The sequence below is a fragment of the Spongiibacter sp. genome (assembly GCF_984394615.1).
Genome location: NZ_CFHTQA010000048.1, coordinates 1 through 24837, shown reverse-complemented (window position 1 = coordinate 24837; position 24837 = coordinate 1). Strand labels below are relative to the sequence as shown.

The 24837-nt window shown below is 59.2% G+C and carries 21 protein-coding genes; 10 read left to right on the top strand and 11 right to left on the bottom strand.

What is annotated here, in order from left to right:
- Positions 1-111: 111 nt before the first annotated feature.
- Genes AC5DB9_RS14515 through glyQ form a run of 3 tightly spaced genes read right to left on the bottom strand, consistent with a single transcriptional unit; the run spans position 112 to position 3886 of the window.
- Positions 112-843 carry a lysophospholipid acyltransferase family protein gene (locus AC5DB9_RS14515; RefSeq protein WP_272989820.1) on the bottom strand — a complete coding sequence of 244 codons (732 nt, stop codon included), beginning with the start codon at positions 841-843 and terminating at the stop codon, positions 112-114.
- A gap of 8 nt (positions 844-851) precedes the next feature.
- The gene (gene glyS, locus AC5DB9_RS14510) at positions 852-2936 is read right to left on the bottom strand and encodes a glycine--tRNA ligase subunit beta (protein ID WP_272989817.1); all 2085 of its coding nucleotides are present in this window, start codon (positions 2934-2936) and stop codon (positions 852-854) included.
- Positions 2936-3886, bottom strand: coding sequence for a glycine--tRNA ligase subunit alpha (gene glyQ / locus AC5DB9_RS14505; protein WP_272989814.1), 951 nt, complete (start codon positions 3884-3886; stop codon positions 2936-2938). Before glyQ ends, glyS begins: the two co-directional genes overlap by 1 nt.
- Positions 3887-4037: 151 nt before the next feature.
- On the opposite strand from glyQ, the gene djlA reads away from it, so the two are divergent.
- Positions 4038-4838 carry a co-chaperone DjlA gene (djlA, locus tag AC5DB9_RS14500; RefSeq protein WP_272989811.1) on the top strand — a complete coding sequence of 267 codons (801 nt, stop codon included), beginning with the start codon at positions 4038-4040 and terminating at the stop codon, positions 4836-4838.
- Between the two features lie 73 nt (positions 4839-4911).
- On the top strand, positions 4912-7683 hold the full coding sequence (locus AC5DB9_RS14495) for a PKD domain-containing protein (protein WP_272989808.1): 2772 nt from the start codon (positions 4912-4914) through the stop codon (positions 7681-7683).
- A 9-nt stretch (positions 7684-7692) separates the two neighbouring features.
- On the opposite strand, the gene AC5DB9_RS14490 is transcribed toward AC5DB9_RS14495, so the two are convergent.
- The 7 genes from AC5DB9_RS14490 to def form a co-directional block, all read right to left on the bottom strand.
- Entirely contained in the window at positions 7693-9555 is a 1863-nt protein-coding gene (locus tag AC5DB9_RS14490; RefSeq protein WP_272989805.1) for a putative bifunctional diguanylate cyclase/phosphodiesterase, read from the bottom strand.
- Between the two features lie 61 nt (positions 9556-9616).
- Positions 9617-10198 carry a class I SAM-dependent methyltransferase gene (locus tag AC5DB9_RS14485; protein WP_022958894.1) on the bottom strand — a complete coding sequence of 194 codons (582 nt, stop codon included), beginning with the start codon at positions 10196-10198 and terminating at the stop codon, positions 9617-9619.
- Positions 10198-11646 carry a TrkH family potassium uptake protein gene (locus AC5DB9_RS14480; protein ID WP_272989799.1) on the bottom strand — a complete coding sequence of 483 codons (1449 nt, stop codon included), beginning with the start codon at positions 11644-11646 and terminating at the stop codon, positions 10198-10200. The genes AC5DB9_RS14485 and AC5DB9_RS14480 overlap by 1 nt, the downstream gene beginning before the upstream one ends.
- Positions 11647-11661: 15 nt before the next feature.
- Positions 11662-13035, bottom strand: coding sequence for a Trk system potassium transporter TrkA (gene trkA / locus AC5DB9_RS14475; protein ID WP_272989796.1), 1374 nt, complete (start codon positions 13033-13035; stop codon positions 11662-11664).
- Positions 13036-13104: 69 nt separating this feature from the next.
- Complete coding sequence (gene rsmB / locus AC5DB9_RS14470) at positions 13105-14400, bottom strand: 16S rRNA (cytosine(967)-C(5))-methyltransferase RsmB (protein WP_272989793.1); 1296 nt, start codon at positions 14398-14400, stop codon at positions 13105-13107.
- The gene (fmt, locus tag AC5DB9_RS14465; RefSeq protein WP_272989791.1) at positions 14397-15350 is read right to left on the bottom strand and encodes a methionyl-tRNA formyltransferase; all 954 of its coding nucleotides are present in this window, start codon (positions 15348-15350) and stop codon (positions 14397-14399) included. Before fmt ends, rsmB begins: the two co-directional genes overlap by 4 nt.
- 10 nt (positions 15351-15360) lie before the next feature.
- Positions 15361-15873: a peptide deformylase gene (def, locus tag AC5DB9_RS14460; protein ID WP_022958889.1), complete on the bottom strand. Its 513-nt coding sequence runs from the start codon at positions 15871-15873 to the stop codon at positions 15361-15363.
- Positions 15874-16076: 203 nt separating this feature from the next.
- On the opposite strand from def, the gene AC5DB9_RS14455 reads away from it, so the two are divergent.
- The 6 genes from AC5DB9_RS14455 (at position 16077) to AC5DB9_RS14430 (ending at position 21660) form a co-directional block, all read left to right on the top strand.
- Positions 16077-17102, top strand: coding sequence for a LysM peptidoglycan-binding domain-containing protein (locus AC5DB9_RS14455; RefSeq protein ID WP_022958888.1), 1026 nt, complete (start codon positions 16077-16079; stop codon positions 17100-17102).
- Positions 17103-17161: 59 nt separating this feature from the next.
- Positions 17162-18280 carry a DNA-processing protein DprA gene (gene dprA, locus AC5DB9_RS14450; RefSeq protein WP_272989785.1) on the top strand — a complete coding sequence of 373 codons (1119 nt, stop codon included), beginning with the start codon at positions 17162-17164 and terminating at the stop codon, positions 18278-18280.
- A gap of 71 nt (positions 18281-18351) precedes the next feature.
- Positions 18352-18918 (top strand): L-threonylcarbamoyladenylate synthase type 1 TsaC, encoded by a 567-nt coding sequence (tsaC, locus tag AC5DB9_RS14445; RefSeq protein WP_272989783.1) that lies wholly within the window; start codon positions 18352-18354, stop codon positions 18916-18918.
- Positions 18919-18926: 8 nt separating this feature from the next.
- Positions 18927-19823: an oxygen-dependent coproporphyrinogen oxidase gene (gene hemF, locus AC5DB9_RS14440; protein ID WP_022958885.1), complete on the top strand. Its 897-nt coding sequence runs from the start codon at positions 18927-18929 to the stop codon at positions 19821-19823.
- A 4-nt stretch (positions 19824-19827) separates the two neighbouring features.
- Positions 19828-20661 (top strand): shikimate dehydrogenase, encoded by an 834-nt coding sequence (gene aroE, locus AC5DB9_RS14435; protein WP_022958884.1) that lies wholly within the window; start codon positions 19828-19830, stop codon positions 20659-20661.
- A 24-nt stretch (positions 20662-20685) separates the two neighbouring features.
- Positions 20686-21660, top strand: coding sequence for a calcium/sodium antiporter (locus tag AC5DB9_RS14430; protein WP_272989777.1), 975 nt, complete (start codon positions 20686-20688; stop codon positions 21658-21660).
- Here the strand turns inward: AC5DB9_RS14430 and AC5DB9_RS14425 are convergent.
- Positions 21628-22230, bottom strand: a complete 603-nt coding sequence (locus AC5DB9_RS14425) for a gamma carbonic anhydrase family protein (protein ID WP_272989774.1) — start codon at positions 22228-22230, stop codon at positions 21628-21630. The genes AC5DB9_RS14430 and AC5DB9_RS14425 overlap by 33 nt on opposite strands.
- Positions 22231-22344: 114 nt before the next feature.
- On the opposite strand from AC5DB9_RS14425, the gene AC5DB9_RS14420 reads away from it, so the two are divergent.
- Positions 22345-24387: a M3 family metallopeptidase gene (locus AC5DB9_RS14420; protein ID WP_272989771.1), complete on the top strand. Its 2043-nt coding sequence runs from the start codon at positions 22345-22347 to the stop codon at positions 24385-24387.
- The gene (locus AC5DB9_RS14415) at positions 24387-24674 is read left to right on the top strand and encodes a YheV family putative zinc ribbon protein (RefSeq protein WP_022958880.1); all 288 of its coding nucleotides are present in this window, start codon (positions 24387-24389) and stop codon (positions 24672-24674) included. Before AC5DB9_RS14420 ends, AC5DB9_RS14415 begins: the two co-directional genes overlap by 1 nt.
- Positions 24675-24837: the final 163 nt, after the last annotated feature.

The window sequence follows — 24837 nt, the reverse complement described above, 5'->3', positions numbered from 1 at the left end:
TAGTGGTATCCATAAATAGGCCTCGTGGGTGTAAACCTATTTCAGGACGGGACAGTCAGAAATAAAAAAGCCCGGCACATGCCGGGCTTTTTTTATGGGTGGAGTTTCTGTTCACGGCATTTCTGAACAGCGTGCTTCGATCCACTCCCCCACTTCTTCTGAAAGCTGTTTCGGGTCTCTGTCGTGCGTGTTGATCAGTGCTCCAATATGCAGAGTGACCACACCGGGGTGAATAATCAGGCTTTTCGCCGGCCAGACGCGCCCGGCATTGTGCGCGATGGGTAATATAGGCGCTCCAGCTTTCACCGCGATCCCGGCGCCACCGCGCGCATACTTGCCGCGCTCACCATGATTCACTCGAGTGCCTTCGGGAAAGATCAGCAGGTTGTAGCCGTCGCGCAGTCGCTGCGTGCCCTTCTCCATGGTCTGGCGCATGGCTGTACGTGGATTGCTGCGATCAATACCAATGGCATTCATCATGCGCAGCGCCCAGCCAAAGAAGGGAATCGACAGCAGCTCCTTCTTGACGACGGTGGCAACGGGAAACAGAAACCACTGCAGATAAAAGGTTTCCCATTGGCTTTGGTGCTTGGCCAAGGCGACGTAGGGGCCATCTGACGCCTTAGGCAGCGTGCCGATAACTTCCGTACGGACGCCACAGAATAGTCGCAGGCAAAGGATGATCAGGGTGTTGCCAATAACAAAATACCGGCCGCGCAGCCTGAACGGCAAAAACCAGGTGAAAACAATGCCGCTGATACTGAAGAACAGGGTAATGAACGCATAGGCGGCAAAAAATGCCGCCGAACGGATGGCCAATATCCCGGTGTACAGCGATTTCATGCTTTGCCTTATTTCTTGGCTGGAACCAGCAGCGAAATATCCGCTACCTCCAGGAACAGAGCCTGTAGCTGGCTGAGCAGGGTCAGCCGGTTCTTCTTGAGAGCCTCGTCCTCGGCATTGACCATCACCTCGTCAAAGAAGCGGTCGACCGGGGTGCGCAGTACCGCCAGTGTTTTGAGGCCTTCGGTGTAGTCGCGCTTGGCAAACAGCGGGCCGACTTGCTGGCTGCTCGCCTGCATCGCGACGAACAGGCCTTTCTCGGCTTCTTCCTGCAACAGTGCTTCGTCTACAGCATCGCCCAATGCCAGCTCGGATTTCGCCAGAATATTGGACACCCGCTTGTTAGCGGCGGCCAGTGCGCTGGCTTCTTCCAGTTGCGCGAAGGCCTGTACCGCTTTTACGCGCTGGTCGAAATCGGTCGGGCGGGTAACGCCTTTGGCGCCGACGGCGAGGAAAATTTCCGCACTGATGCCTTGGTCTTCATACCAGGCGCGCAGGCGCTCAAACATATAGTTGAGAATGGTCTGTTGCTGTTCAGCGCTGTTGTCGGCGGCGGCATGCTGTTTAAGCGCGACACCCAGCAACTCACCCAGGTCCAGATCCAGGCCTTTCTCGATAATAATCCGCATGACGGCGAGTGACGCGCGGCGAAGCGCAAAAGGATCTTTAGAGCCCGAGGGCTGCTGGCCGATGCCAAAAATACCGCTGATCGTATCGAGCCGGTCGGCCAGAGCAACGGCAATACCCGCTTCACACTCTGGGAGCGCGTCGCCGGCAAAACGGGGCAGGTACTGTTGTTGCATCGCCTGCGCGATATTGTCGTTCTCGCCGTCATTCACGGCGTAGTAGTAACCGGCGATACCTTGCATATCGTCAAATTCCAGCACCATTTCCGATACCAGATCGCTTTTGCAAAGTTCCGCCGCCCGGCGAGCATCATCAGCGCTATAACTGAGCTGATTAGCTATCGCGGCGGCCAGCGTCGCGACGCGCTCGGTTTTGTCAAAAATACTGCCCAGCTTTTCCTGAAAAACGATACTTTTCAGGCGCTCGCGGCGTTCAGCCAAAGAGCTTTTGCAGTCTGTTTCAAAAAAGAAGGCGGCGTCACTGAGGCGGGGACGAATCACCCGCTCGTTGCCATCAATGACCTTTTGCGGATCGCTGCTTTCAATGTTTGAGACGGTAATAAAGTGCGGCATAAGTTTGCCGTTAGAATCGACGACATGGAAGTACTTCTGGTGCTCCTTCATAGAAGACACCAAGGCTTCGGCGGGGACTTTCAGGAAGCGTTCTTCAAAGTTGCCCGCCAGCGCTACCGGCCATTCAACCAGCGCGGTGACTTCGTCCAGCAGGTCGTCGTCGATGACGGCTTGGCCGCCCAGTCGCTGCCCTTCCGCCTCTACCTGACGGCGAATCATCGCCTTGCGGCGTTCGCTGTCCACAATGACCTTGCCCTGGCTTTCCATCTGCTCGACATAGCTTGAGGGAGACTGAATGCTGATCGCTCCCTGGCTGTGAAAGCGGTGCCCGCGGCTGTCGCGACCGGCTTCAATGCCCATCACGCTGTCGCTGATGACCTCGTCGCCAAACAGCATAATGATCCAGTGGACCGGACGAACAAACTGCTCGCGCTTGGCGCCCCAGCGCATGCGCTTTGGGATGGGCAGCGATGCCAGCGCCTGCTCGGTGATACCTGCAACCAGCGCCTTGCTCAGACTGCCTGCCTGCGTGCTGCGGTAGCAGAGCTTATCCTGCTTGCCGTCGTTGGCGATGTAATTGTTCAAGTCTTCCAGTGCAATGCCATTGCCGCTGGCAAAGGCTTCTGCGGCCTTGGTGGGCTGCCCATCTTTAAACGCGACTTTGACCGGCGGGCCCCATTTCTCAATGGCCTTGTCCGGTGCCTGTTCGTCCAGACCGCTGATCAGCACGGCCAGCCGGCGGGGGGAGGCATAGGCCGTAATAGCGTCGCTGTGCAGCGCTTCACTCTGGAGCTGCTCGGCAATACTTTGCGTGAAAGCTTGTGACAGCGTGTTCAGGGCTTTGGGTGGCAGTTCTTCAGTGCCAATCTCAATCAGCAGATCTCGCTTGCTCATCACGCGTTTCCTTGTTCTGCGCGAAACTGCTCGCGCCAAAGTGCTTTTCGTTCGTCGCTGGCCAGCGGATAGTCGAGCTGGTTGCGCGCCTCATCGTAGGCGTTGGCTACCGCACGGGCCAAGCCACGCACGCGCAAAATAAAGCGCTGCCGCTCAGTCACCGAGATGGCGTGGCGGGCATCCAGCAGGTTGAATGCGTGGGACGCTTTCATCACCATTTCATAGGCAGGCAGGGGCAAGCCCTTGGCGACCAGACGCTGGCTCTCGGCTTCGTAGTGGTCGAAGTTGGCGAACAACTGCTGAACGTCCGCTTCCTCAAAGTTGTAGGTCGACATCTCCACTTCGTTCTGGTGGAACACATCGCCGTAGGTCACTTTGCCCTCGGGGCCATCGGTCCATACCAGGTCATAGATACTGTCGACGCCCTGCAGGTACATGGCAATGCGCTCAAGGCCGTAAGTGATTTCGCCGGTCACAGGGAAGCACTCGATGCCGCCCACCTGCTGGAAGTAAGTGAACTGGGTGACTTCCATGCCGTTCAGCCAGACTTCCCAGCCCAGGCCCCAGGCGCCCAGTGTGGGAGACTCCCAGTTGTCTTCAACAAAGCGAATGTCGTGGACCGTGGGGTCAATACCCAGCATGCGCAGCGAGTCCAGGTACAGCTCCTGAATATTGTCCGGTGAGGGCTTCATCACGACCTGAAACTGGTAGTAGTGTTGCAGACGGTTGGGATTTTCACCGTAGCGACCATCAGTGGGGCGGCGACAAGGTTGAACGTATGCCGCGTTCCAGCTCTCCGGCCCTACCGCCCGCAAAAATGTGGATGGGTGGAAGGTGCCCGCCCCTACTTCCATATCCAGTGGCTGCAATACGACGCAGCCCTGCTTGGCCCAAAATTGCTGCAGGCTCAGGATAAGTCCCTGAAAGCTGCTTACATCTGCCTGGTTCACAGTGATCCCCACTTCGTGCGCTGTGCTCAAATCGGTGTCAGAAAGACGGCGATTATACAGGCTTGTGGGCAGCGGGGCGACGCGAGATCGCAGTTGGCTCTGTGTTGGGGCGGCTTGCTATGATTCCCAAAATTCCTCGCGGAGCGGAAACATGGGAAAAATCATTGGTGCCTTGCTGGGCTACTTTTCGGGAGGCCTCATTCTGGCTGCCGTTGGCCTGCTTATCGGGCACCTGTTTGACCGAGGCCTGAAGCGGGCCATGGGCTTCAATTACGTCGCTGAGCGAGAGCAGCTGCAAAAGGTCTTCTTTGACAGCACTTTTCGCATTATGGGTTACCTCGCCAAGGCCGACGGACGCGTCTGCGAGATGGAGGTTCAGCAGGCCGAGGCGATATTTACGCAACTGGGGTTGAGTGGTGAGCGCCGCCGTCAGGCGATAGCCCGGTTTAAAGAGGGTAGCGAAGCCGGTTTCGAACTCGAGACTTGTGTCTCGACCTTCATCGAGCACTGCGGACGTCAGCCACTGCTCAAGCAGATGCTGATTGAGGCACTGCTGGCGATGGCCGTTGCTGACGGGACCATCGATCCGGCGGAGGAAAAGGTGCTTCGCCGTGTGGCGCATTTTCTCGGCTTCAATAGCGCGCGCTTCGAGCAGCTGCTGAACATGACCCGCGCCCAGCACCACTTCCACTATCAATACTCCTCGAACCGTGAGCAGGCGCACCGTGACAGTCACGACGAACTGGCTGATGCCTATCAGGCGATGGGGATTAACGCCGAGGTCAGCGATGCCGAGTTGAAAAAGGCTTACCGGCGATTAATGAGCGAGCATCACCCCGATAAGCTGATCGCCAAGGGAATGCCTGAGGACATGATCAAGCTGGCGACGGAGAAGTCGCAGGACATCCGCGCGGCCTACGATTTGATTCGGCGGCACCGGGGCCTGTCCTGACCCTCTTTTAATACGGCTGTCACGATTCACCTCTACACTGCGCGGCTATTTGGCTTGGGATTGAGGGTGAGACATGCGCGCGCATACATGGAGCGGCCTGGCTGTCGTCGTGGCGATGCTGCTGGGCTGTGGGGGTTCTGGAAGCGGTTCAAATAGCGAGACGACTCCCGACCCAGTTGAACGCCGAATTGTGATATCCGGTGCGGGCACTATTGCCGCCGGCCACGTGCAAACGCTGATCGCCGACGTTGATGGCGACGAGGCCGTGGAATGGCGCTGGCAGGTTCTCGAGGGTAATGGCCTTCTTAATTTGCAGCAGATAGACGGTGAGCGCTTCAGCTACCGAAGTGTTGAGCCCGGTGCGGCGAGTAGCCTCGTTGTGCGAGCTGCGGCCCGGCAAGAGGGGGTGACTGTGGGTGAGTCCACAAAGACCGTCCACGTTTACCCGTCCGAGCATCCCGCCGAAAAACCCCTCATTTCTCTCGGTGAAGACAGAACCGTCGATGAAGCCTCAGCGATCCACCTCAATGCTTCGGCGCAAGCGCGTGGCGGACGCAGCGTGCGAGCCCTGCGGTGGACACAGCTCAACGGGCCTGCGGCAAGCGTTATCGGTGCGAGCGACCAGGATACTCTCCAGCTTCAGCTACCGCAGGTGGATCAGCCCGAGACCCTGGTATTCGAGCTTACGGTACGTGACAGCGGCGGCTTTGTTGCTCGTAAAACCCTGCGCCTGTACGTATTGGACAACCTCGTTAATCAGTTACCTGAGGTCGATGCGGGCGAAGATCTGACGGCGAAAAGTCGCGACACGATTCGCTTGTCAGGGCGTGCGTCTGACCCCGATGGGAGTATCAGCGCCGTACTCTGGCGCGCGTTGGGAGAAGACGCTGACCTGGAGATTGTTGATGCCGACAGTCTGACCGCGCGGTTTGTGGCGCCACTGACGGCTGTGCCCCGTGAAATGCTTCTGCGGCTTACCGCGATTGATAACGAGGCTGCGGAAGCCCACGATGATATTCGCATTCTGCTGCAACCGGCCAGCAATGCGACCCCGCTGATCCATACCGCTGCGGTAAGCAGTGCTGTTGCCTACAGCGGCGAGACCATCCGCCTGCAGGCGGATGCCAGCGATGCCGATGGTGATCCGTTGAGTTATTTCTGGGAGCCCTTACAGGAAGAAGGCCAGCCCCCCTTGGCGGTGCGAAACGCGCAAGAGACACACGCCGAGCTGACGGTGCCGGCACTGGATGCACCGATCGAAGTCGATTTGGCCCTGCGTGTGAGTGACGGCGTCGATACCACGACGGCCGTGCGCCGCTTGCAACTGCTGCCGCGACAGGCGGCGGATGTTGACCCATTGAATTGTCTGATGGATCCCTTGCAGATGGGTTGTCCCCTCTACCCCATGTCGGCGTTATTGAATCCCGACGCGTTTGCCGCCTGCGATGATCCTCTCAGCCCAGACTGCCTGCTGGGCGACCTGATCGGTCCCTCGGTAAGAAACTGTTTGAGCGAGCCGACGGCTGCGGGTTGCTACGACGCCTTTCTGGATGTGACGGACCCGAGCTATGTGTTGGAACAGATCGGTCCGGAAGCGCCCGCCGATGCGTGCACGCCCGCCTATGACGCCGACAGTTTCCACCACTATGCGGGTAGCCTTCATGAGCACACGGCCTATTCAGATGGCACGCCGTTGACCCGCCCGGCAGACGTTTATCGCCGGGTAAAACAGAGCGGTTTTGATTTTGTTGGCAGCGCCGACCACTCTGACAATATCGGTATTCCGCTTTCAGTGGGGCTGAGTCGCGCGGAGTGCAGTGCCGAGGACTTTCTCTACTGTCTGATTCTGGTTGATAAAGACCGGCCACAGGACGCCTTTGCCAAGTGGTCGGCAACGCTGACGCAGAGTGAGGCGGCTAGCGACGACAGCTTTACCGCGTTTCGTGGTTTTGAGTGGACCTCTGACCGTTTCGGGCATGCCAATATTTTCTTCTCGCGCAATTACGTCAATGCTAAAACCGGGCCCGGCTACGCCGTGACCATGGCACTGTTCTGGGAGTGGTTCAGTTATCCCGCGCAGTTTGGCGGCGGCAGCGATGGCCTGCTCAGCTTCAATCATCCGGGTCGGGAAGATGATCTGGAGAGTGCCTTTGAGTTTGCCGGTGGAGACCCGGGCTTTACCTTTAATGACTTCCGCTATGTTCCCCACGCCGACTATCGGGTGGTGGGGTTGGAGGTGTTTGGCAAGGGCAGTGAATATGACAGCGATGGCCCGCTCGGCAGTTGGTTCAGCTACGCTCTGGACAAGGGCTGGCACCTTGCGCCGGTGGGCTCGGAAGATCATCACGGGGTTACTTGGGGTGACCCCGATCTGCCTAAAACGGTGATTGTCGCTCGCTCCCGTAAGCTGGACGATCTGCGCGACGCCATGCTTGCCCGGCGCATGTACGCCGTGGCGCAGCATTACAATGATTTGCGCCTCGACTACCACGTTGATGGTCAGGCCATGGGTGCGAGATTACAGCGTCCTGCCGGAACGACTCTGCCCTTTACTGTGACGGTGCGCCGCCACAGCGGCGCGCCGATGAGCAGTGCCCGAATTCAACTGGTGGGGCCGGGGAATGAAGTGATTGCAGAAGGGCGTGGCGACACGCTGACGGGCACACTCACCGTGTCGGCGGAAAAACGCTATGCCTTTGTGCGGGTTCTGGATGGCGATGCCGGTGATCGCCCCGTTGCCTTTGCGGCGCCTGTCTGGCTGTTGCCGGGCGCGTCTCCCCTGCCCCTCTGCCTGCCGCCCGCGATATGGTCTGGAGATAGCGCCTTGCATCCCCGCCTGCCGTAGCGCTGGAGCTCAGACGTGGCGCGCCTGCTGGATTTCACGGTAGCGGTTCGCCCAGTCTTCAAAGCTTTCCGCATTGAGCGCCGGTGCGTAGAGGAAGCCCTGTACCTTATCGCAGTGATGATCGCGCAGCAGGCGCCGCTGCTGAAGGTTTTCCACACCTTCAGCAATCACCGACATATTGAAGCTGTGAGCCATGGCGATAATGGCGTTCACCAGCGTCATGCTGTCGCCGCTGCGGTCGATGTCGTGAACAAAGCTGCGATCGATTTTGAGAATATCGAAGGGATAGCGCTTCAGATAGCTCAGCGACGCATAGCCGGTGCCGAAGTCGTCCAGTGACAGTTTCACTCCCAGTGCCTTGAGCTGCTGGAAGCACTCGCGGATTTTGGGATCGTCGTTAATCAGCAGTCCCTCGGTAATCTCCAGCTCGAGTTGTTTGGCAGGCAGCCCGGACTGTTTCAGTGCTTTCTTAACACTCTCCACCACCTGTGCGCCCTCGAACTGTCGGGCGGAGATATTCACCGCAATACTCATCTCGGGCAGTCCGGCGTGCCGCCAGCGCACCGCCTGCTTGCAGGCGTTGATCAACACCCACTCGCCAATTCCGTTGATCAGGCCACACTCTTCGGCGATGCCAATAAATCGGTCAGGGCCGGGGTTTTTCAGCTCGTTGTTATACCAGCGCAGCAGCACCTCGGCACCGATCAGCTTGTTGGTACTCAGGTCGACGACGGGCTGGTAGTGCAGCTTGAACTCATCTTTTTCAATGGCGCGCCGCAGTTGAGCTTCGGTTTCCAATCGCTGCTCGGCCTGGCTGCTCATGCCCGCTTCATAGAAACAGAATTGACCACCGCCCCGGCTTTTAGCGGTAAACATGGCCGCTTCTGCCCGGCGCAACAGGGTTTCGGCGCCGTCGCCATCATCCGGATACAGGGCAATGCCGATGCTGGCGGACAGGGTGATATCGTGAGTGTCGATGGCGAGTGGCTCGCTGATTATCTCGAGCAAGCTGTCGGCAAAAATACGGGCTTCGTCGCGGCAGCTGTTATCGCCCAGGACCACCAGAAATTCGTCGGCCCCCAGGTGCGCCAGCAACTGGTCGTTACGCAAGCAGCGTTGCAGGCGCTCGGCCGTGCTGCGGAAAAGGCGGTCGACGACCCAGTGACCCAGCGAGTCGTTGATATAGCGAACGCGATCCAGGTCGATATGCAGCAATCCAAAGCCGTTGCGTTGTTCAATACTGTGCTGGAGGTTCTTCAAGGCCAGCTGTCGATTGGGCAGGCCGGTCAGCACATTGTAGTGCTCGCGAACAAACAGCCGGTTGGCAATCGCCTTGTGTTCGGAGATATCTTCGCAGCTGATCAGATACTGCTCGATGTTTCCTTCGGCATCGTAAATAGCACTGGCCACGGCCGATATATACTCGTCCTGGCCCTGCAGCTGCATATGCAGCTCCCCTTCCCAGTCGCGGCCTTGTCGAAGCGTGGCCAGAGCCTGTTGGCGAGTATCTTCACTGACGCGGGCCAGCATGTCGGCGATATCTTCGCGGCGGCTGTTATCGGGCAGGCGGCTGAGGTTGCGGAATTTTTTGTTGATATAAAGAGGCTGAAATTGCTGGTCCAGCAAGACCAGCGCCGCCGGACTGTGTTCCAGCAAGGTGGCCAGTCGCTCGGCCTCCTCTATGCTGCTGGCAGCACGTTGTTTGAAGCGTGCAAGACGGAAACTGCAATAGGCGAGCAGCAGTGCCAGTGCGGTCGAAAACACCGCCAGTGCGACCACATTGCTGTCGAATCGGTGCTCGGGCAGCAGCAGACTGCCCGCAGCCAGAATCGCGGCAATCGCTATGGCGACGATGAAGCGCAGATACTCCATAGTGAACTCGGTTAACAGGACGTAGCTATCATGGCAGGGCTACTGACAGGGCGCCAGAAGATTATGCATCCCGTTGGCCAATATACTGCGTTTGTAGAGGTTTCGTCGTTTCTTCGGCATTGATGTCCTGCCGATGGAGGCGTGTGGAAAGCGAGGAAAATCGATCAGCCAACTCATTTTCCGTCAGCAAAAAATCGGGGTTTTGCGGCCCGCTAGGGCTGGCGCGCAGCGAATTAAAGGTCTGGTAAAACAACAGGCCTCCCGGCGCCAGCGCGGCTTCAATCAATGGCAGAATCGGACGGTGAAGATAATAGCTGACAACGATCACGTCATAGCGACTATGCTGCTCGAGCAGCCAGCGCGAGGTGGTGCATTCCAGGTCGATGCACAGGGCGTTAATCGGCAGTTGTTGCTGTGCGGCGTATTCCGACAGTTTGCGAATGGCGGTGGCGGCCTTATCCACTGCATCGACCGCTAATCCGTGGCGGGCGAGCAGCACCGCGTTGCCGCCGAGGCCGCAGGCGAGATCCAGTGCCCGGCCGCTTGTCGGCAGTCGTGCCTGCTGTTGCTGAAGCAGTGCACAGGCGTCGACGGGGAGGTTCGCCTGCTGATAGCGCCGCTCCCATTTGTCGGCAACGGGCATCAACGTCTCCAGAAAGCCGGCATCAGCAGTACCAGCAAGGTGAAGATTTCCAGTCGCCCCAGCAACATCGCGTAACAGAGCATCCATTTGCCGATGTCGGTCACGCTGCTGTAATTGGCGGCGACCTCGCCCAGGCCTGGCCCCATATTATTGATAGAGGCTGCCGTTGCGGAAAAGGCGGAGAGAAAATCCAGCCCGCAGGCCATCATGAACAAGGTAATGCCGATAAACGAAATCAGGTAGACGCCCACAAAGCTCCACACTGCGCTGACCACTTTCGCCTCAACGCGCGTGGAGCCAATTTTCAGAGGAATGACCGCATTGGGATGAATGAGCTGCTTCAGTTCCCGGATGCCCTGCTTGGCAATCAGCATGATGCGCACGGCTTTCATCCCGCCGCCAGTCGAGCCGCCGCAGCCGCCCATAAAAGAGAGCATTAACAGGCCGATGGGGAGGAAGCTGGGCCAGGACGCAAAGTCGTCGGCGCCGAAGCCCGCAGTGGTGGCAATGGAGACCGTGTGGAAAATACCGTGAATCAATCCGTCGCCAGGTGTCTGGTCGCCAGTGAAAATCAGGTAGGCGCACACGCAAATCATCGCGATCAGCATCACGCCGAGGTAGAAGCGGGTTTCCGAGTCTGCCAGGTAGTGGCGCACACTGCGGGCGCGCCACACATGGAAATGGATCGCAAAGCTCATGCCGGCCAGCAGCATGAACACGCTGCATATCATCAGGATCAGCGGGCTGTCGAAGTAGCCCATGCTGGCATCGTGGGTAGAGAAGCCGCCAATCGCCACGGTGGAAAAGGCGTGGCCGATGGCGTCGAAGGGCGTCATTCCCGCCAACCAATAGGCCAGCGTGCAGGCAGCCGTCATCGCCACATACATTAAAAACAGCACTTTTGCGGTGCCGGTAATACGTGGGGTGAGTTTATTGTCTTTCACCGGGCCGGGGATTTCGGCGCGATACAGCTGCATGCCGCCGATGCCCAATATGGGCAAGATCGCTACGGCGATCACGATAATCCCGATGCCGCCCAACCATTGCAGAAACTGGCGGTAAAACAGGATGGAAATCGGCAGCTCATCGAGGCCGACGATTACCGTGGCGCCGGTGGTGGTGAGGCCGGAAATGGACTCAAAGACCGCATCGCTGACCGACAAGCCCGGACTGTCCGACAGATAGAACGGCAGTGCACCGAACAAACCCAGAACCGTCCAGAACAGGGAAACCACCAGAAAGCCGTCGCGAATGCCGAGATCGGGCTGGCGGCCGCGACTGATTCCCCACAACAGCAGGCCGCTGCTGAAGGTAACGACAAAGGCAGAGCTGAATGCGTGCAATGCGCCGTCGTGATAGATCAATGCCAGTGCGGCCGGCATTGCCATCGTCAGGCTGAAAATCATCAGCAAGATGCCGATAATGCGGCAGATCGTCATCAGGTGCATGCCGGTCTCCGCTACTTAAAAGAAGGTGAAGCCTACCGAGAACAGCTTCTCCACCAGCTTGATTTTGCTCTTGTCGACCAGGAAGAGAATCAGGTGGTCTTCGCTTTCTACGGTCAGGTGGCTATGGGCAATCATCACTTCCTCACCGCGCACAATGGCACCGATAGTGACACCGTCGGGCAGGTCGATTTCATCCAGTCGGCGCCCCACCACGCGCGATGAGCGGCTGTCGCCGTGAGCAATAATTTCCAATGCCTCGGCGGCGCCCCGGCGCAGCGAGTGCACATTGTAAATATCGCCGCGACGCACATGGGTGAGCAGACTGCCGATGGTGATCTGTTGCGGTGACAGGGCAATATCGATTTCGCCGCCCTGAACCAGATCAACATACGCCGGATTGGTAATCAGGGTGACCACCTTGCGCGCGCCCATGCGCTTGGCCAACAGTGAGGACATGATGTTGGCCTCGTCGTCATTGGTCAGCGCCAGAAAGACATCTGTCTCCTCGATGTTTTCCTGCGCCAGCAGCTCGTGGTCAGAGGCGCTGCCGTGCAACACAATGGCGTGGCGGAGCTGCTCTGACAGAGTGCGACAGCGCTCATAGCTACGCTCGATAATCTTGACGTTGTAGCGGCCTTCGACCGCACTGGCCAGACGTTCACCGATGTTGCCGCCCCCGGCAATGATCAGTCGCTTGTAACGGGTATCCAGCCGCCGCAGTTCGCTCATCACCGGCATGACGTTTTTCTTGGCGGCGATAAAGAACACCTCGTCACCCGCTTCTACCACGGTAGTGCCGGTGGGCACGATGGCATTGCCCCGCCGGAAAATAGCGGCGACGCGAGTGTCGACTTTGGGCATGTGTTCGCGGATGGTCGCCAGCTCGTTGCCGACCAGCGGGCCGCCGTAATAGGCCTTTACGCCGACCAGCTGCACCTTGCCATCGGCAAAATCCAGCACCTGCAGCGAGCCGGGGTATTGCAGCAGGCGTTTGATATAGCGGCAGACCAGCTCTTCGGGGCTGATGAACACGTCTATGGGAATGGCGTCGACACCGAACAGTTTGGCTCGCGAGGTGTAGGAGCTGGAGCGGATGCGGGAGATTTTGGTGGGGGTGCGGAACAGACTGTAGGCAACCTGACAGGCCACCATATTGATTTCGTCGGAGCTGGTCACGGCGATCAGCATGTCGGCATCTTCAGCCCCGGCGCTGTAGAGCACGTCGGGGTGAGATGCTGAGCCACAGACAGTGCCTATATCCAGCCGGTCTTGCAGCTCGCGCAGGCGCTCGGCGTCCTTATCGACCACCGTAATATCGTTGTGCTCGCTGGCCAGATTTGCCGCCAGTGTGCCGCCGACCTGACCGGCGCCAAGGATAATAATTTTCATAAGCTTTCAGTTGCCCTGCACCAATGGCGCAATTGTGCGGTGTTTCGCCGCTCCGGCTCAAGCAATTCCTCAGCCATTTACCTTGCGCAGCGCGGCATAGAAGAAGCCATCGGGGCCGTCGACGCTGGGCAGCAGCTGTCGGCCGACCCCGCGATCCAGTCCCCAATCGGCATCAATAGTCTCTGCAAGCGCCTTCGGCTGGCGTTTCAGGAAAGCCTGAACTTGCTGTTCGTTTTCCTGCGGGAGCACGGAACAGGTGGCGTACAGCAGCAGGCCACCGGGTGCCAGACACTCCCAGAGGGCGTCGAGGATGCGGGACTGAAGCTTGGCCAGCGCGGGGATATCGTCGGCGCGGCGGTGCAGGCGAATATCCGGATTGCGGCGCAGCACGCCGGTAGCGCTGCACGGGGCATCCAGCAGGATGCGGTCAAAGGCCCGGCCGTCCCACCACTCGTCAGGCTTCGCGGCGTCTGCGGCAATACAGGCGGCGCGAAGACCGAGGCGTTCGAGGTTTTCTTCAATGCGAGTCAGGCGAGAGGCGTCGACGTCCAGCGCCAGCAGCGAGTCGAGTTGCGGCTCAGCTTCCAGAATGGCACCGCTTTTGCCGCCGGGGGCCGCGCAGGCGTCCAGTACGCGTTGACCGGGCTGAAGGTCGAGCAGTGTGGTGCAAAGCTGAGCGGCTTCGTCCTGAACCGATACCGCGCCGTCGTTGAAACCGGGCAGGCGATCGACTGCACAGGCTTGCGGAAGTCGCAGGCCCAGCGGGGCAAAGTCGCAGCAATTGGCACTAATATCGGCGGCGCTCAATTGTTGAAGGTAGCTGTCCCGATCAGCGTGAAGGCGGTTTACGCGGAGGCAGAATGGCGGGTGACTGTTATTGGCTGCGAGTACCGCTTCGGCCTGCTCTGGCCAGGCACGTGTAATGGCCTTATACAGCCACTCGGGATGGGCGCTGGCCGCCGCCGGGGGCAGTCCGGCAAACAGCGCCTCGCCGTCGCGCTGGCAGCGACGCAAAATAGCGTTGCACATCCCCGCTGCCCATTTTTTTTTCAGCTTGCGGCAGCCGTCCACTGCGCTGTTGATCGCGGCGTGGGGAGGAACCCGGGTATGGAAAAGCTGGTAGGCACCGATATAAATCAGCATGCGCACATCGTCGTCGCGGTGCTTCAGGCCCTTGCTGAAACAGGGCTTCAAGGCGGCGTCGAGACGCCAGAACTGGCGCAGCGTGCCGTAACACAACTCCCGGTAAAGGGGGCGTTGGTTGTCGGGCAGCGTGCGTTCTTCAATGGGGAGCTGGCGGCTCAGGGATGCGCCGTTGCGCACGGCGGCCAGGCAGCGGGCGGCGGCGACGCGGGGGCAGCTCATCGTGCGCCCAACACGGTGCCGGGCTGGAAGCGCGCGGCATGGCCGTTGAGCAGTTCGGCGGCATCCATTTGGCGGGCGTTGGGGAGTTGCAGGCTGAGCAGGCGCAGGGCGCCTTCGCCACAGGCGACCACAATACCGCTTTTATCGCTGCTGAGAATTTCTCCGGGCTGGCCGCTGCCGGTTTCCGGCGTTGCCCGCCAGATGCGCAGCCGATCTTCACCGAGTTGGGTGTAGCAGACCGGAAATGGCACAAAGGCGCGAATGCGGCGGTCGAGTTCTGTCGCGCTGAGCGTCCAGTCGATATCGCCTTCGGCCTTGTCGATTTTCGCTGCGTAGTTGCTCAGGCTGTCGTCCTGCACTTCGGGTTGCGCGGTGCCGCTGGCAAGCTGATCCAGTGCATCCAGCAGCGCCGGACCGCCGAGTACTGCCAGCTGATCGTGCAGGCTGGCCGAGGTGTCCTCGGGGCCGATTGGGCAGCGCACAATGTGCAGCATGTCACCGGTGTCCAGGCCCGCAGCCATCTGCATGATGGTGACGCCCGTTTCCGCATCGCCTGCCTCAATGGCGCGCTGAATTGGCGCCGCACCTCGCCAGCGCGGCAGGATGGAGGCGTGTACGTTCACGCAGCCAAGGCGGGGAAGGTCCAGCACGGCCTGAGGCAGAATCAAGCCGTAGGCCACCACGACCATCAGGTCGGCGCCCAGCGCCGTCAGAGCATCGCGGTCGTCCTGCGCTTTGAAGTTAAGGGGTTGGTATACCGGCAGGCCGGCCGCTTCGGCAAGGGCTTTCACCGGGCTGGGGCGTGGCTTCTTGCCGCGCCCGGCCGGGCGATCGGGTTGGGTATAGACTGCAATAACGTCATGGCGACCGTCTTCCAGCAGGGCTTTCAGGTGCTGGGCAGCGAATTCAGGGGTACCGGCAAAAACCAGCTTCAATCGGGTGTCGGGCACCAGCGGTCTCCTATACCTTCGCCTCGCGTTTGTGTTTTTTCTCCAGCTTGCCGCGAATGCGGTTGCGCTTGAGGGGCGAAATATAGTCGACAAACAGTTTGCCGAGCAGGTGGTCCTGTTCGTGCTGAATACATACGGCGAGCAGGCCCTCCGGTTCCATCTCGAAGGGCTTGCCGTCGCGGTCCAGCGCGTTTACGCGAATGTGGCGTGGACGTTGTACCGCCTCGTAAAAGCCAGGCACAGACAGGCAGCCTTCGTCGTATTGGAACAGCTCTTCATCGAGCACGGTGATCTCGGGGTTGATGAAAACCAGCGGCTCACTGCGGTCTTCACTGATATCAATGACCACGATTTGTTCGTGAACATCTACCTGACTGGCAGCGAGCCCGATACCCGGCGCTTCGTACATGGTGTCGAACATGTCGTCGATCAGCGCACGAATGCGGTCGTCTACCTCGCTTACCGGTTTTGCGACGGTGCGCAGGCGTGGGTCGGGAAATTCCAGTATCTCAAGGACAGCCATAAGTGATTGTGACCAAGTTGTCGTGTATGTTGCCTAACTATTGCTAATATAAGGATTATTCGCAAACGCCGCGCGGCGTTGCAGGCCTGACAGGCGGGGCGTTTGTGCCACGCTGATGCAGCCGCCTAGTATACCGCGAGCGCCGTGGAATTTCCTGATTCGTCGGCCATAATTGCCGATGAACTGTGTTAAGGACCGAAAGTATGAAAAATACCGTGCTGGGTTTGCTGTTAGCGGTGTTGGTCAGTGTTGCCCAGGCCGGCGATGTGTTGTCGCTGAAAGCCGGTCATCCACAGACCTATGTGGTAAAGCGCGGTGATACGCTGTGGGATATCTCGGCGATGTTCCTCGACGACCCGTGGCTCTGGCCGGAATTGTGGTACTACAACCCTCAGGTTGAAAACCCCCACCTGATTTATCCGGGCGATGTGCTCAAACTGATGTGGGTCGATGGCCGTCCGGTGCTGGTGCGCAACCCCGAGGCCGGGAATACGGTGGTCAAGCTCAGTCCGCAGATGCGGATTTCCGATATTGCCGACGCCATTCCTGCCATTCCGCTGGACGTCATTGCCCCGTTTATGACCCGCAGCCGGGTGGTCAGTAATGAGGAGCTGGAATCGGCGCCGTATGTGCTGTCTGGCAAGCGCGGCAATATCGTTGCGGGTGCCGGTGACGAAATCCTCGGTCGCGGCGATTTTTCCGGCCAGGACAATTACGGCATTTACCGCCGTGGCAAGGTCTATGTCGATCCCCGCAGCCGCGAGTTGCTCGGTGTTGAAGCCATGGATATCGGCTCTGCCCACTTGCTGCAGAGCGAAGGCGATATTGCCACTTTGGCGCTGAATCGCAGCACGCAAGAGATTCGTCGGGCCGACCGCTTCCTGCCGCTGGAGAGTCGTGAGCTGGTTGCTCGGTTTGAACCCAGTGCGCCCCAAGATCCACAGAATGGCTTCATTATTGCCGTAGAGGGTGGTCTGACCCAGATTGGCAGTATGGATGTAGTGACGCTGAATCTGGGGGATCGCAACGAGCTGCAAAGTGGCGATGTGTTGGCGATTTATACCACCGGTGTCGTGGTTCGCGATCCGGTAACGGGCGAGCGCCTGCAAACCCCCGATGTACGCGCTGGGGTGCTGATGGTGTTCCGCACATTTGAAAAAGTCAGCTATGCTCTGGTGCTCAAGGCGGAGCAAACACTCAAGGTTGGCGATAAAGTCCGCAATCCCTGATAAACGAGCGCGCTGTGGCGCGCTCAGGCTAGCCGGACCGTCATGCAAGGATGCAGACCATGGACGAAGCCGCTCTCTGCTGGCTGCAGTTGCAGCGCAGCATCAAACTCCCCAGTGCGCACTGGCGTGCGCTCATGCTGCTATTCCGCCACCCTGACGAATTGATATCCGCGAGTCGTGCAGAGCTGGAAGCGCGGCTGCCCGTTACGCTCGATGCGCAGGCGTCACGGCTCCTGGATGATCGATTGCGTCGAGAGTTCGCACAGCGGCTCGCCAACCGTGCGCAGCGAGAGAGCCTGCGCGACGTTCTGACGTCAGCAGAGTGCTCCCTGCTGTCCTTGGGGGACAGTGAATACCCGGCTCTGCTGCGGGAAATTCACGATCCGCCGCTGCTGCTCTACCTCCGTGGCCGTCGGGAGTTGCTCAGTAAGGCCATGCTGGCGATGGTGGGAAGCCGCCGGGCCAGCCGTCGTGGCGAGCAGGATGCCCAAGCCTTTGCCCGCGCACTGGCCGACAGCGGTTTCACTATCGTCAGTGGTCTGGCACTGGGAATTGATGCGGCAGCTCATTGTGGTGCACTGGATGCCGATGCCAGCACGGTGGCCATACTGGGCTGCGGCGTGGATGTCTGCTACCCGAGACGCAATGCCGACTTGTATGGGGCAATTGCTGAAAACGGTTTGCTGCTGAGTGAATACCCACCGGGGGCGGAGCCACTGCGGCACCAGTTTCCTCGCCGCAACCGCATTATCAGTGGTCTGTCGCTCGGGGTGCTGGTGGTGGAGGCAACCACACGGAGCGGCTCGCTGATCACCGCAAGGCAGGCGCTGGAACAGAATCGTGAAGTCTTTGCCCTGCCCGGCTCGATCCACAGTCCGGCCAGTCGGGGCTGCAATGCGCTGATTCGCGAAGGTGCCAAACTGGTGGAGACCCTCGAGGATATTCTCAGTGAGTTGCCGCCACAGCCCGGCGGGATACAAGGCCGTGCGCCTGTCGACAACGAGGCATCAGGGGCCCCGCCGCCGCTGTATGCTCTGCTGGATGACGCGCCCCAGAGTCTTGAACAACTCGCGCAGCGAAGTAGTCTGACGGTCGCCGCTTTATTGTCTGCGCTCAGTGAACTGGAATTGGATGGTTGGGCCGAACAGGCCCACGGCGGCTGGCAGCGCTGTCGCTGATTTGCAATGGTTGCCGCCTTTGGGTAACTTGCCCGCGTTTACTCACCTCTTGTCGCAGGTTTCCGCTTGCCATGAATGCTATCTCCCAGTTTCGCCTGCGTCGTGCGGCCGATGTGCTGCTGGTTGGCGGCGTTGTCTGCCATCCTACGGAAGCGGTGTGGGGGCTTGCCTGCCTACCTGGCGATGCGGCGGCGGTGGCCCGTATCTGCGAACTCAAGCAGCGCGATCCGGCCAAAGGGCTGCTGATTGTGGCTGACAGCGTGGCAAGGATAGCGCCGCTGCTGTCCAGCTTGCCGGAGGAGCGTCAGCAGGCCTTGTTGCAGAGCTGGCCTGGCCCGGTGAGCTGGGTTATTCCTGATCGGGAGTTTGTGCCGGAATGGGTTCGTGGTCGCTTTGACAGTGTGGCTGTTCGGGTAAGTGATCACCCACTTACTGGGGCCTTGTGTCGTGCGACAGGCAGTTGTCTGGTGTCGACCTCAGCCAACCCGGCAGGCCTGGAGCCGGCCCGCAGTCAGTCGCAGGCGCAACGCTATTTTGCCACCGCGGTGGATTATTATTTGCCGGGTCGACTGGGCGGTCGCCTGCAACCGAGCTGTATCCGCGACGCCCTCACGGGCGACATTCTTCGACCGGGTTAGGAGTCCCTATGAGTCACGTCGATATCGCCGCTGTTAAGCAGTACTTGCTGTCGTTGCAAGATCATATCTGCGCGGAGCTGGAGGTCTGCGATGGCCAGGCCCGTTTTGTGGAAGACGATTGGGGACGCGGTCGCAGCCGGGTGATGACGGATGGGGCGCTGATAGAGAAAGGTGGCGTCAATTTTTCCCATGTTCAGGGTGACACCATGCCCGCCAGTGCCACGGCACACCGTCCGGAACTGGCCGGGCGCCGGTATCAGGCAATGGGGGTATCGCTGGTAATTCATCCGCTCAATCCCTATTTGCCGACCAGCCACGCGAATGTACGCTTTTTTGTGGCGGAAAAAGACGGCGAAGAGCCGGTATGGTGGTTCGGCGGCGGCTATGACCTGACCCCTTATTACGGCTTTGAAGAGGATTGTCGGCACTGGCACCAGACCGCGTTCGAGGCCTGTGCGCCGTTTGGTGACGAGGTGTATCCACGTTACAAGCAGTGGTGTGACGAGTATTTCTATCTCAAGCATCGCGATGAAGCGCGCGGGGTTGGCGGCCTGTTCTTCGATGATCTGAACGAGGGCGGCTTCGAACGCAGCTTTGGATTTATGCAGGCGGTCGGCGATTCTTACTGCAAAGCCTATGTGCCGATTCTGCAGCGCCGTCGCGACATGCCTTGGGGCGAGCGTGAGCGCCAGTTCCAGCTCTACCGTCGCGGCCGTTACGTTGAGTTCAATTTGGTGTTTGACCGCGGCACGTTGTTTGGTCTGCAAAGCGGCGGCCGTACCGAATCCATACTCATGTCACTGCCACCCTTGGTGCGATGGGAGTATAATTGGCAACCCGAAGACAACAGCCCTGAACAGGCTCTGTACAGGGACTTTCTGCCACCTCGGGATTGGTTAGCCTAGCCCTATGGATACAGTCGATCAGTACGCGGTGTTTGGTAACCCCATCAAACACAGCAAATCTCCGCAGATTCACGCGGCGTTTGCCGAGCAAACCGGACAGACGCTTCACTACCGCGCCCACAAGGTTGAGCTGGGCCGTTTTGCCGAAGTGGCTGCGGAATTTTTTCGCAACGGCGGTCGCGGACTCAATATTACGGTGCCCTTCAAGCTGGATGCCTTTGAGTTTGCCGACGAGCTCAGTGGTCGAGCGCGGCTTGCTGGTGCGGTGAATACCCTGGCGAGTGGTGAGGATGGCCGTATTTACGGCGACAACACCGACGGCGTGGGGATGGTCCGTGACATGAATGACAACCTCGGCTGGCAGATCAGTGGCCGCCGGGTGTTGGTACTGGGCGCTGGCGGTGCGGTACGCGGGATTCTGGGGCCGCTGTTGAAACAGCGACCAGAACGGCTGCTGGTCGTTAATCGCACGGCATCCAAGGCAGAATCGCTGGCGGAACTGTTTGCCGACATGGGTGATGTAAGCGGTGGTGGCTACGAGCTGTTGTCAGAGGGCCAGTTTGACCTGATTGTGAATGGCACCAGTGCGAGTATGAGTGGCGACTTGCCGCCGCTGCCTGGCAGTATTCTCAGTAATGACTGCTGCGCCTATGACATGATGTACGGCGCCGATCCCACCCCCTTTATGCGGTGGGCGGCCTCCGAAGCCGCCTGGGCGGTGTCAGACGGCTTGGGGATGCTGGTTGAGCAGGCCGCCGAGTCTTTCTGTATTTGGCGGGGTGTTCGCCCCGATACCAAACCTGTTATCGAAATGATTCGCCAGTCGCTGTCAAACTGAGCGCGGCGCTAAAGGAAATCCATTATGTTGCTTGTTGTGGCCACGCTGATTGTCGGCCTGGTGTTGCTGGTTTGGAGTGCTGATCGCTTTGTGATGGGAGCGTCGGCAACCGCGTCGATTCTCGGTGTTTCCACCCTGGTGGTCGGCATTCTGGTGGTGGGGATTGGCACCTCCGCGCCTGAGATGTTGGTGTCGGCACTGGCAGCACTGGATGGTCAGTCGGGGCTTTCCGTCGGCAATGCCTTGGGCTCGAATATCACCAATATTGCGCTGATTCTCGGCCTGACGGCCTTGTACATTCCCCTTCGTGTGCAGAGCAAGCTGATTACCCGCGAACTGCCCTTACTGTTACTGGTGATGGTGATTGGCTACTTCCTGTTGCGCGATGGCGTGCTGGATGTGCTCGACGGAACGATTCTGGTATGCGGCTTTGTCGCGGTGATCTTGCGTCAGCTATGGGAAGCCAAACACAGCCCCGGCGATGCCATCGAAGCCGAGTTTGAAGAGGAAATCCCTCACGATATGTCACTGCCGGTGGCGTTGGGCTGGCTGCTGGTGGGCTTGCTGCTGCTAATGGGCTCTGCGCGAATGCTGGTCTGGTCGGCGGTGGAGTTGGCGCAGGCTTTTGGGGTCAGCGATCTGGTGATCGGTCTCACCGTGGTGGCAATCGGTACCAGTCTGCCGGAGTTGGCGGCATCGGTCGCGGCGGCGCGCAAAGGTGAGCACGATATTGCGATCGGCAATGTCATCGGTTCTAACCTGTTCAATCTGCTGGGGGTGATGGCATTGCCCGGCCTGCTGTCGCCAGGGGCCATTGATAGCGCGGTGGTCAGCCGGGATTACCCGCTGATGATCATGCTCACGGCGGCTTTTTATCTGGTGGCTTTCGGCCCGCGCAAGGCGCCGGAAATACGGCGCTACGAGGGCGGCCTGCTGTTGCTGGTGTACTTGGCGTATCTCGGCTATCTACTCGTCGACACCGGTGCCATCGCCGTCTAACTCGGCAATGTGCTGGTCCTTCAGGCGGCTGTAGTTGGCGGAGCTGTAGCAAAAGTAGTCAAACTCTTTCTCGCTCAGTGGGCGCACCGGCTTGGCGGGGCTGCCCACGTAGAGGTAGCCGCTTGCCAAGCGCTTGCCCGGTGGCACCAGGCTGTTGGCGCCGACCACCACATCATCCTCGAGAACTGCCCCGTCCATCACGATACAGCCCATACCGATCAGCACACGACTGCCAATCTCACAGCCATGAAGGGTGACGCTGTGGGCAACGGTGACGTCATTGCCGATGCTCAGCGGATAACCGTCGGGGTTGTAGGGGCCGGCATGGGTGATATGCAGTACCGAGTTGTCTTGAATACTGCAACGTTCGCCAATGCGGATGCGATGCATATCGCCTCGCACGGTGGTATTCGGCCATATCGAACTGTCCCGGCCAATATGCACATCGCCAATGACGACGGCACTGGGGTCAACAAATACACGCTCGCCAAGCTGGGGTGTCTGTCCATTAAAGCGACGAATATAGTCGTTGGCGCAATACGGCATGGTGTGGCTCCGGTTGTTAAGCATTTGCTCCATTGTAACCAGCCAAATCCCCGGCGGAAATCGGCCTGAAGGCAGCCGTCGTACCGGACTATCTGGTAAGCTGGACACCTGAAAACGGCAATTTGAGAGTATCTGAATATGTATGCCGAGCAATCACTCCCCGACTTTTCTGCACTGAATCCTGACGATTACCCTGTGCAGTGCGATGCCCTGTTGAATGACAGCCGAAAGGCGGTGGCTGCGCTGCTGGAAGAAAGTGGGACGCCGAGCTGGGACAGCCTCATGGAGCCGCTGGAGGCCGTAAATGACCGCATCGGCCAGTTCTGGGCGCCACTCAGTCACCTGCACTCGGTGATCAGCGGCGAAAAATGGCGCACTGCCTACGATGAATGCCTGCCGCTGCTTACTGCCTACAACAGTGAAATGGGACAGAATCGCCCGCTCTACGAGCGTGTTAAAGCCTTGGCCGACAGCCCTGAATTTAACGACTTGTCCCAGCCTCGCAAGCAGGCGGTACGCAATATGCTGCGGGATTTCACCCTCTCTGGTGTCGCGTTGGAGGGGGAAGCGGCACAGCGCTTTACTGCCATCCAGCATCGCTTGAGTGAGCTGTCCACACGCTTTTCCAATCACGTTCTCGATGCTACCGATGGCTGGGAAAAGTTTATCGACGATCGCGAGCAGCTTGCCGGCGTGCCGGATTCGGTGCTCGAGGGTCTGGCGGCGTCAGCCAAGGCCAAAGAGAAATCCGGTTACCGCCTGAGCCTGGATATTCCCTCTTACCTGCCGGTCATGCAGTACTGCAACAACCGTGAATTGCGACGTGAACTGTACGAAGCCTATGTTACCCGTGCATCGGCCCTGTCGCCCAGCGGCACCCAGTGGGATAACGGCCCGCTGATGGTCGAGATCCTGCAGTTGCGGCAGGAGTTGGCGCAGCTACTGGGTTTTGCCAATTACGCAGAGGATTCGCTGGCCAGCAAAATGGCACCGAGTTGCGATACCGTGCTGGATTTTCTGGGTGAGCTGGCTGACGCCAGTCGTCCGGTCGCCGAGCGCGAACTGGCGGAGTTGAAAGCCTTTGCTGCGGACCTTGGGCAGGCCGAGTTGGCGGCCTGGGATGTGCCCTACTTCAGCGAAAAACTGCGCGAGAAGCAGTACGCGGTATCCCAGGAGGAGCTGCGTCCCTACTTCCCTGCTGAGCGGGTGCTGGATGGGCTTCTCACGGTGACGGGTGAGCTCTTTGACTTGAGTTTTGCCCCGCGCGAAGCACCGCTGTGGCACGCCGATGCCCGTTGCTTTGATGTGCTCCGCGATGGCGAGGTGATCGCCCAGTTCTATCTGGATATCTACGCGCGGGCCAACAAGCGAGGCGGTGCATGGATGGCGGATTGCCGGGGGCGCCGACAGTTGGCGGACGGTCTTGTACAGCGCCCGGTCGCTTTTCTGGTATGCAATTTTACCCCGCCGACGGAATCGCGGCCTTCCCTGCTGACGCACAATGAAGTGACCACCCTGTTCCACGAGTTTGGGCATGGCCTGCATCATATGCTGACCCAGGTGGATTGCCTGTCGGTGTCGGGCATTAACGGTGTCGCCTGGGACGCTGTAGAGCTGCCCAGTCAGTTTCTGGAAAACTGGTGTTGGGAGAAATCTGTGATCCCGCTGATTTCCGGTCACTATCAAACAGGAGAGCCATTACCTGAGGCCCTTCTGGACAAACTGCTGGCGGCGAAAAACTTCCAGTCGGGGATGCAGATGTTGCGTCAGATTGAGTTTGCTCTGTTTGATTTCCGCCTGCATATGCAAACTGACATTCGTGATGAGGCGCAAATTGACGAGCTCATGGCTGAGGTCCGCGACCAGGTGGCTGTATTGCTGCCGCCGGCGTTCAACCGCTTCCAGAACAGCTTTTCCCATATCTTTGCCGGCGGTTACGCGGCCGGTTATTACAGCTACAAATGGGCAGAAGTCCTGTCGGCGGATGCATTCTCACTGTTTGAGGAGCAGGGCGTCATGGACCCCGGTGCGGGGGCTCGCTTCCGTCGGGAAATTCTTGAGCAGGGCGGTGCGCGCGATGCGGAAGAACTGTTCCGCAACTTCCGCGGTCGTGAGCCCGCGAACGATGCCTTGCTGCGACACAGTGGCATTCTACCCAATCGTTCGGGAGGGACGGCGTGATGGCGACGGAATTCAGACCGCGGCGGTTTATCGCAGGAGCGGTGTGCCCCAAGTGTGCGGAAATGGATAAAACGGTCATGTACCGCGTGTCCGATGTAGAGCAGGTGCGTGAGTGTGTACGCTGCGGCTTTAAGGAATCGATCCGCGATGATGCCGATGGCGTGGCCGAACCGACGACGCGAGTGAACCAGCCCCGTCCGGGAGAAAAGCCATTGGCCCACGAAGATGAAATCGCGATCGTGTCCTTGCTGGACCCCCGTGAAAAACCGCCTCGCCGCGATCATTAATGGGAATATTGCAGGCTCTGCGCCGTGGAACGTATTTCCGCGCCACTTATCTATACTTAGGGAAGGTCTGCACAACCTCCAGAATTTGAGATAATCCTGCGAACACCCATTTCAACCGGACTACTGCATGAGCCAGCTGACCTTCGCCGAAGCCGAGTACCGG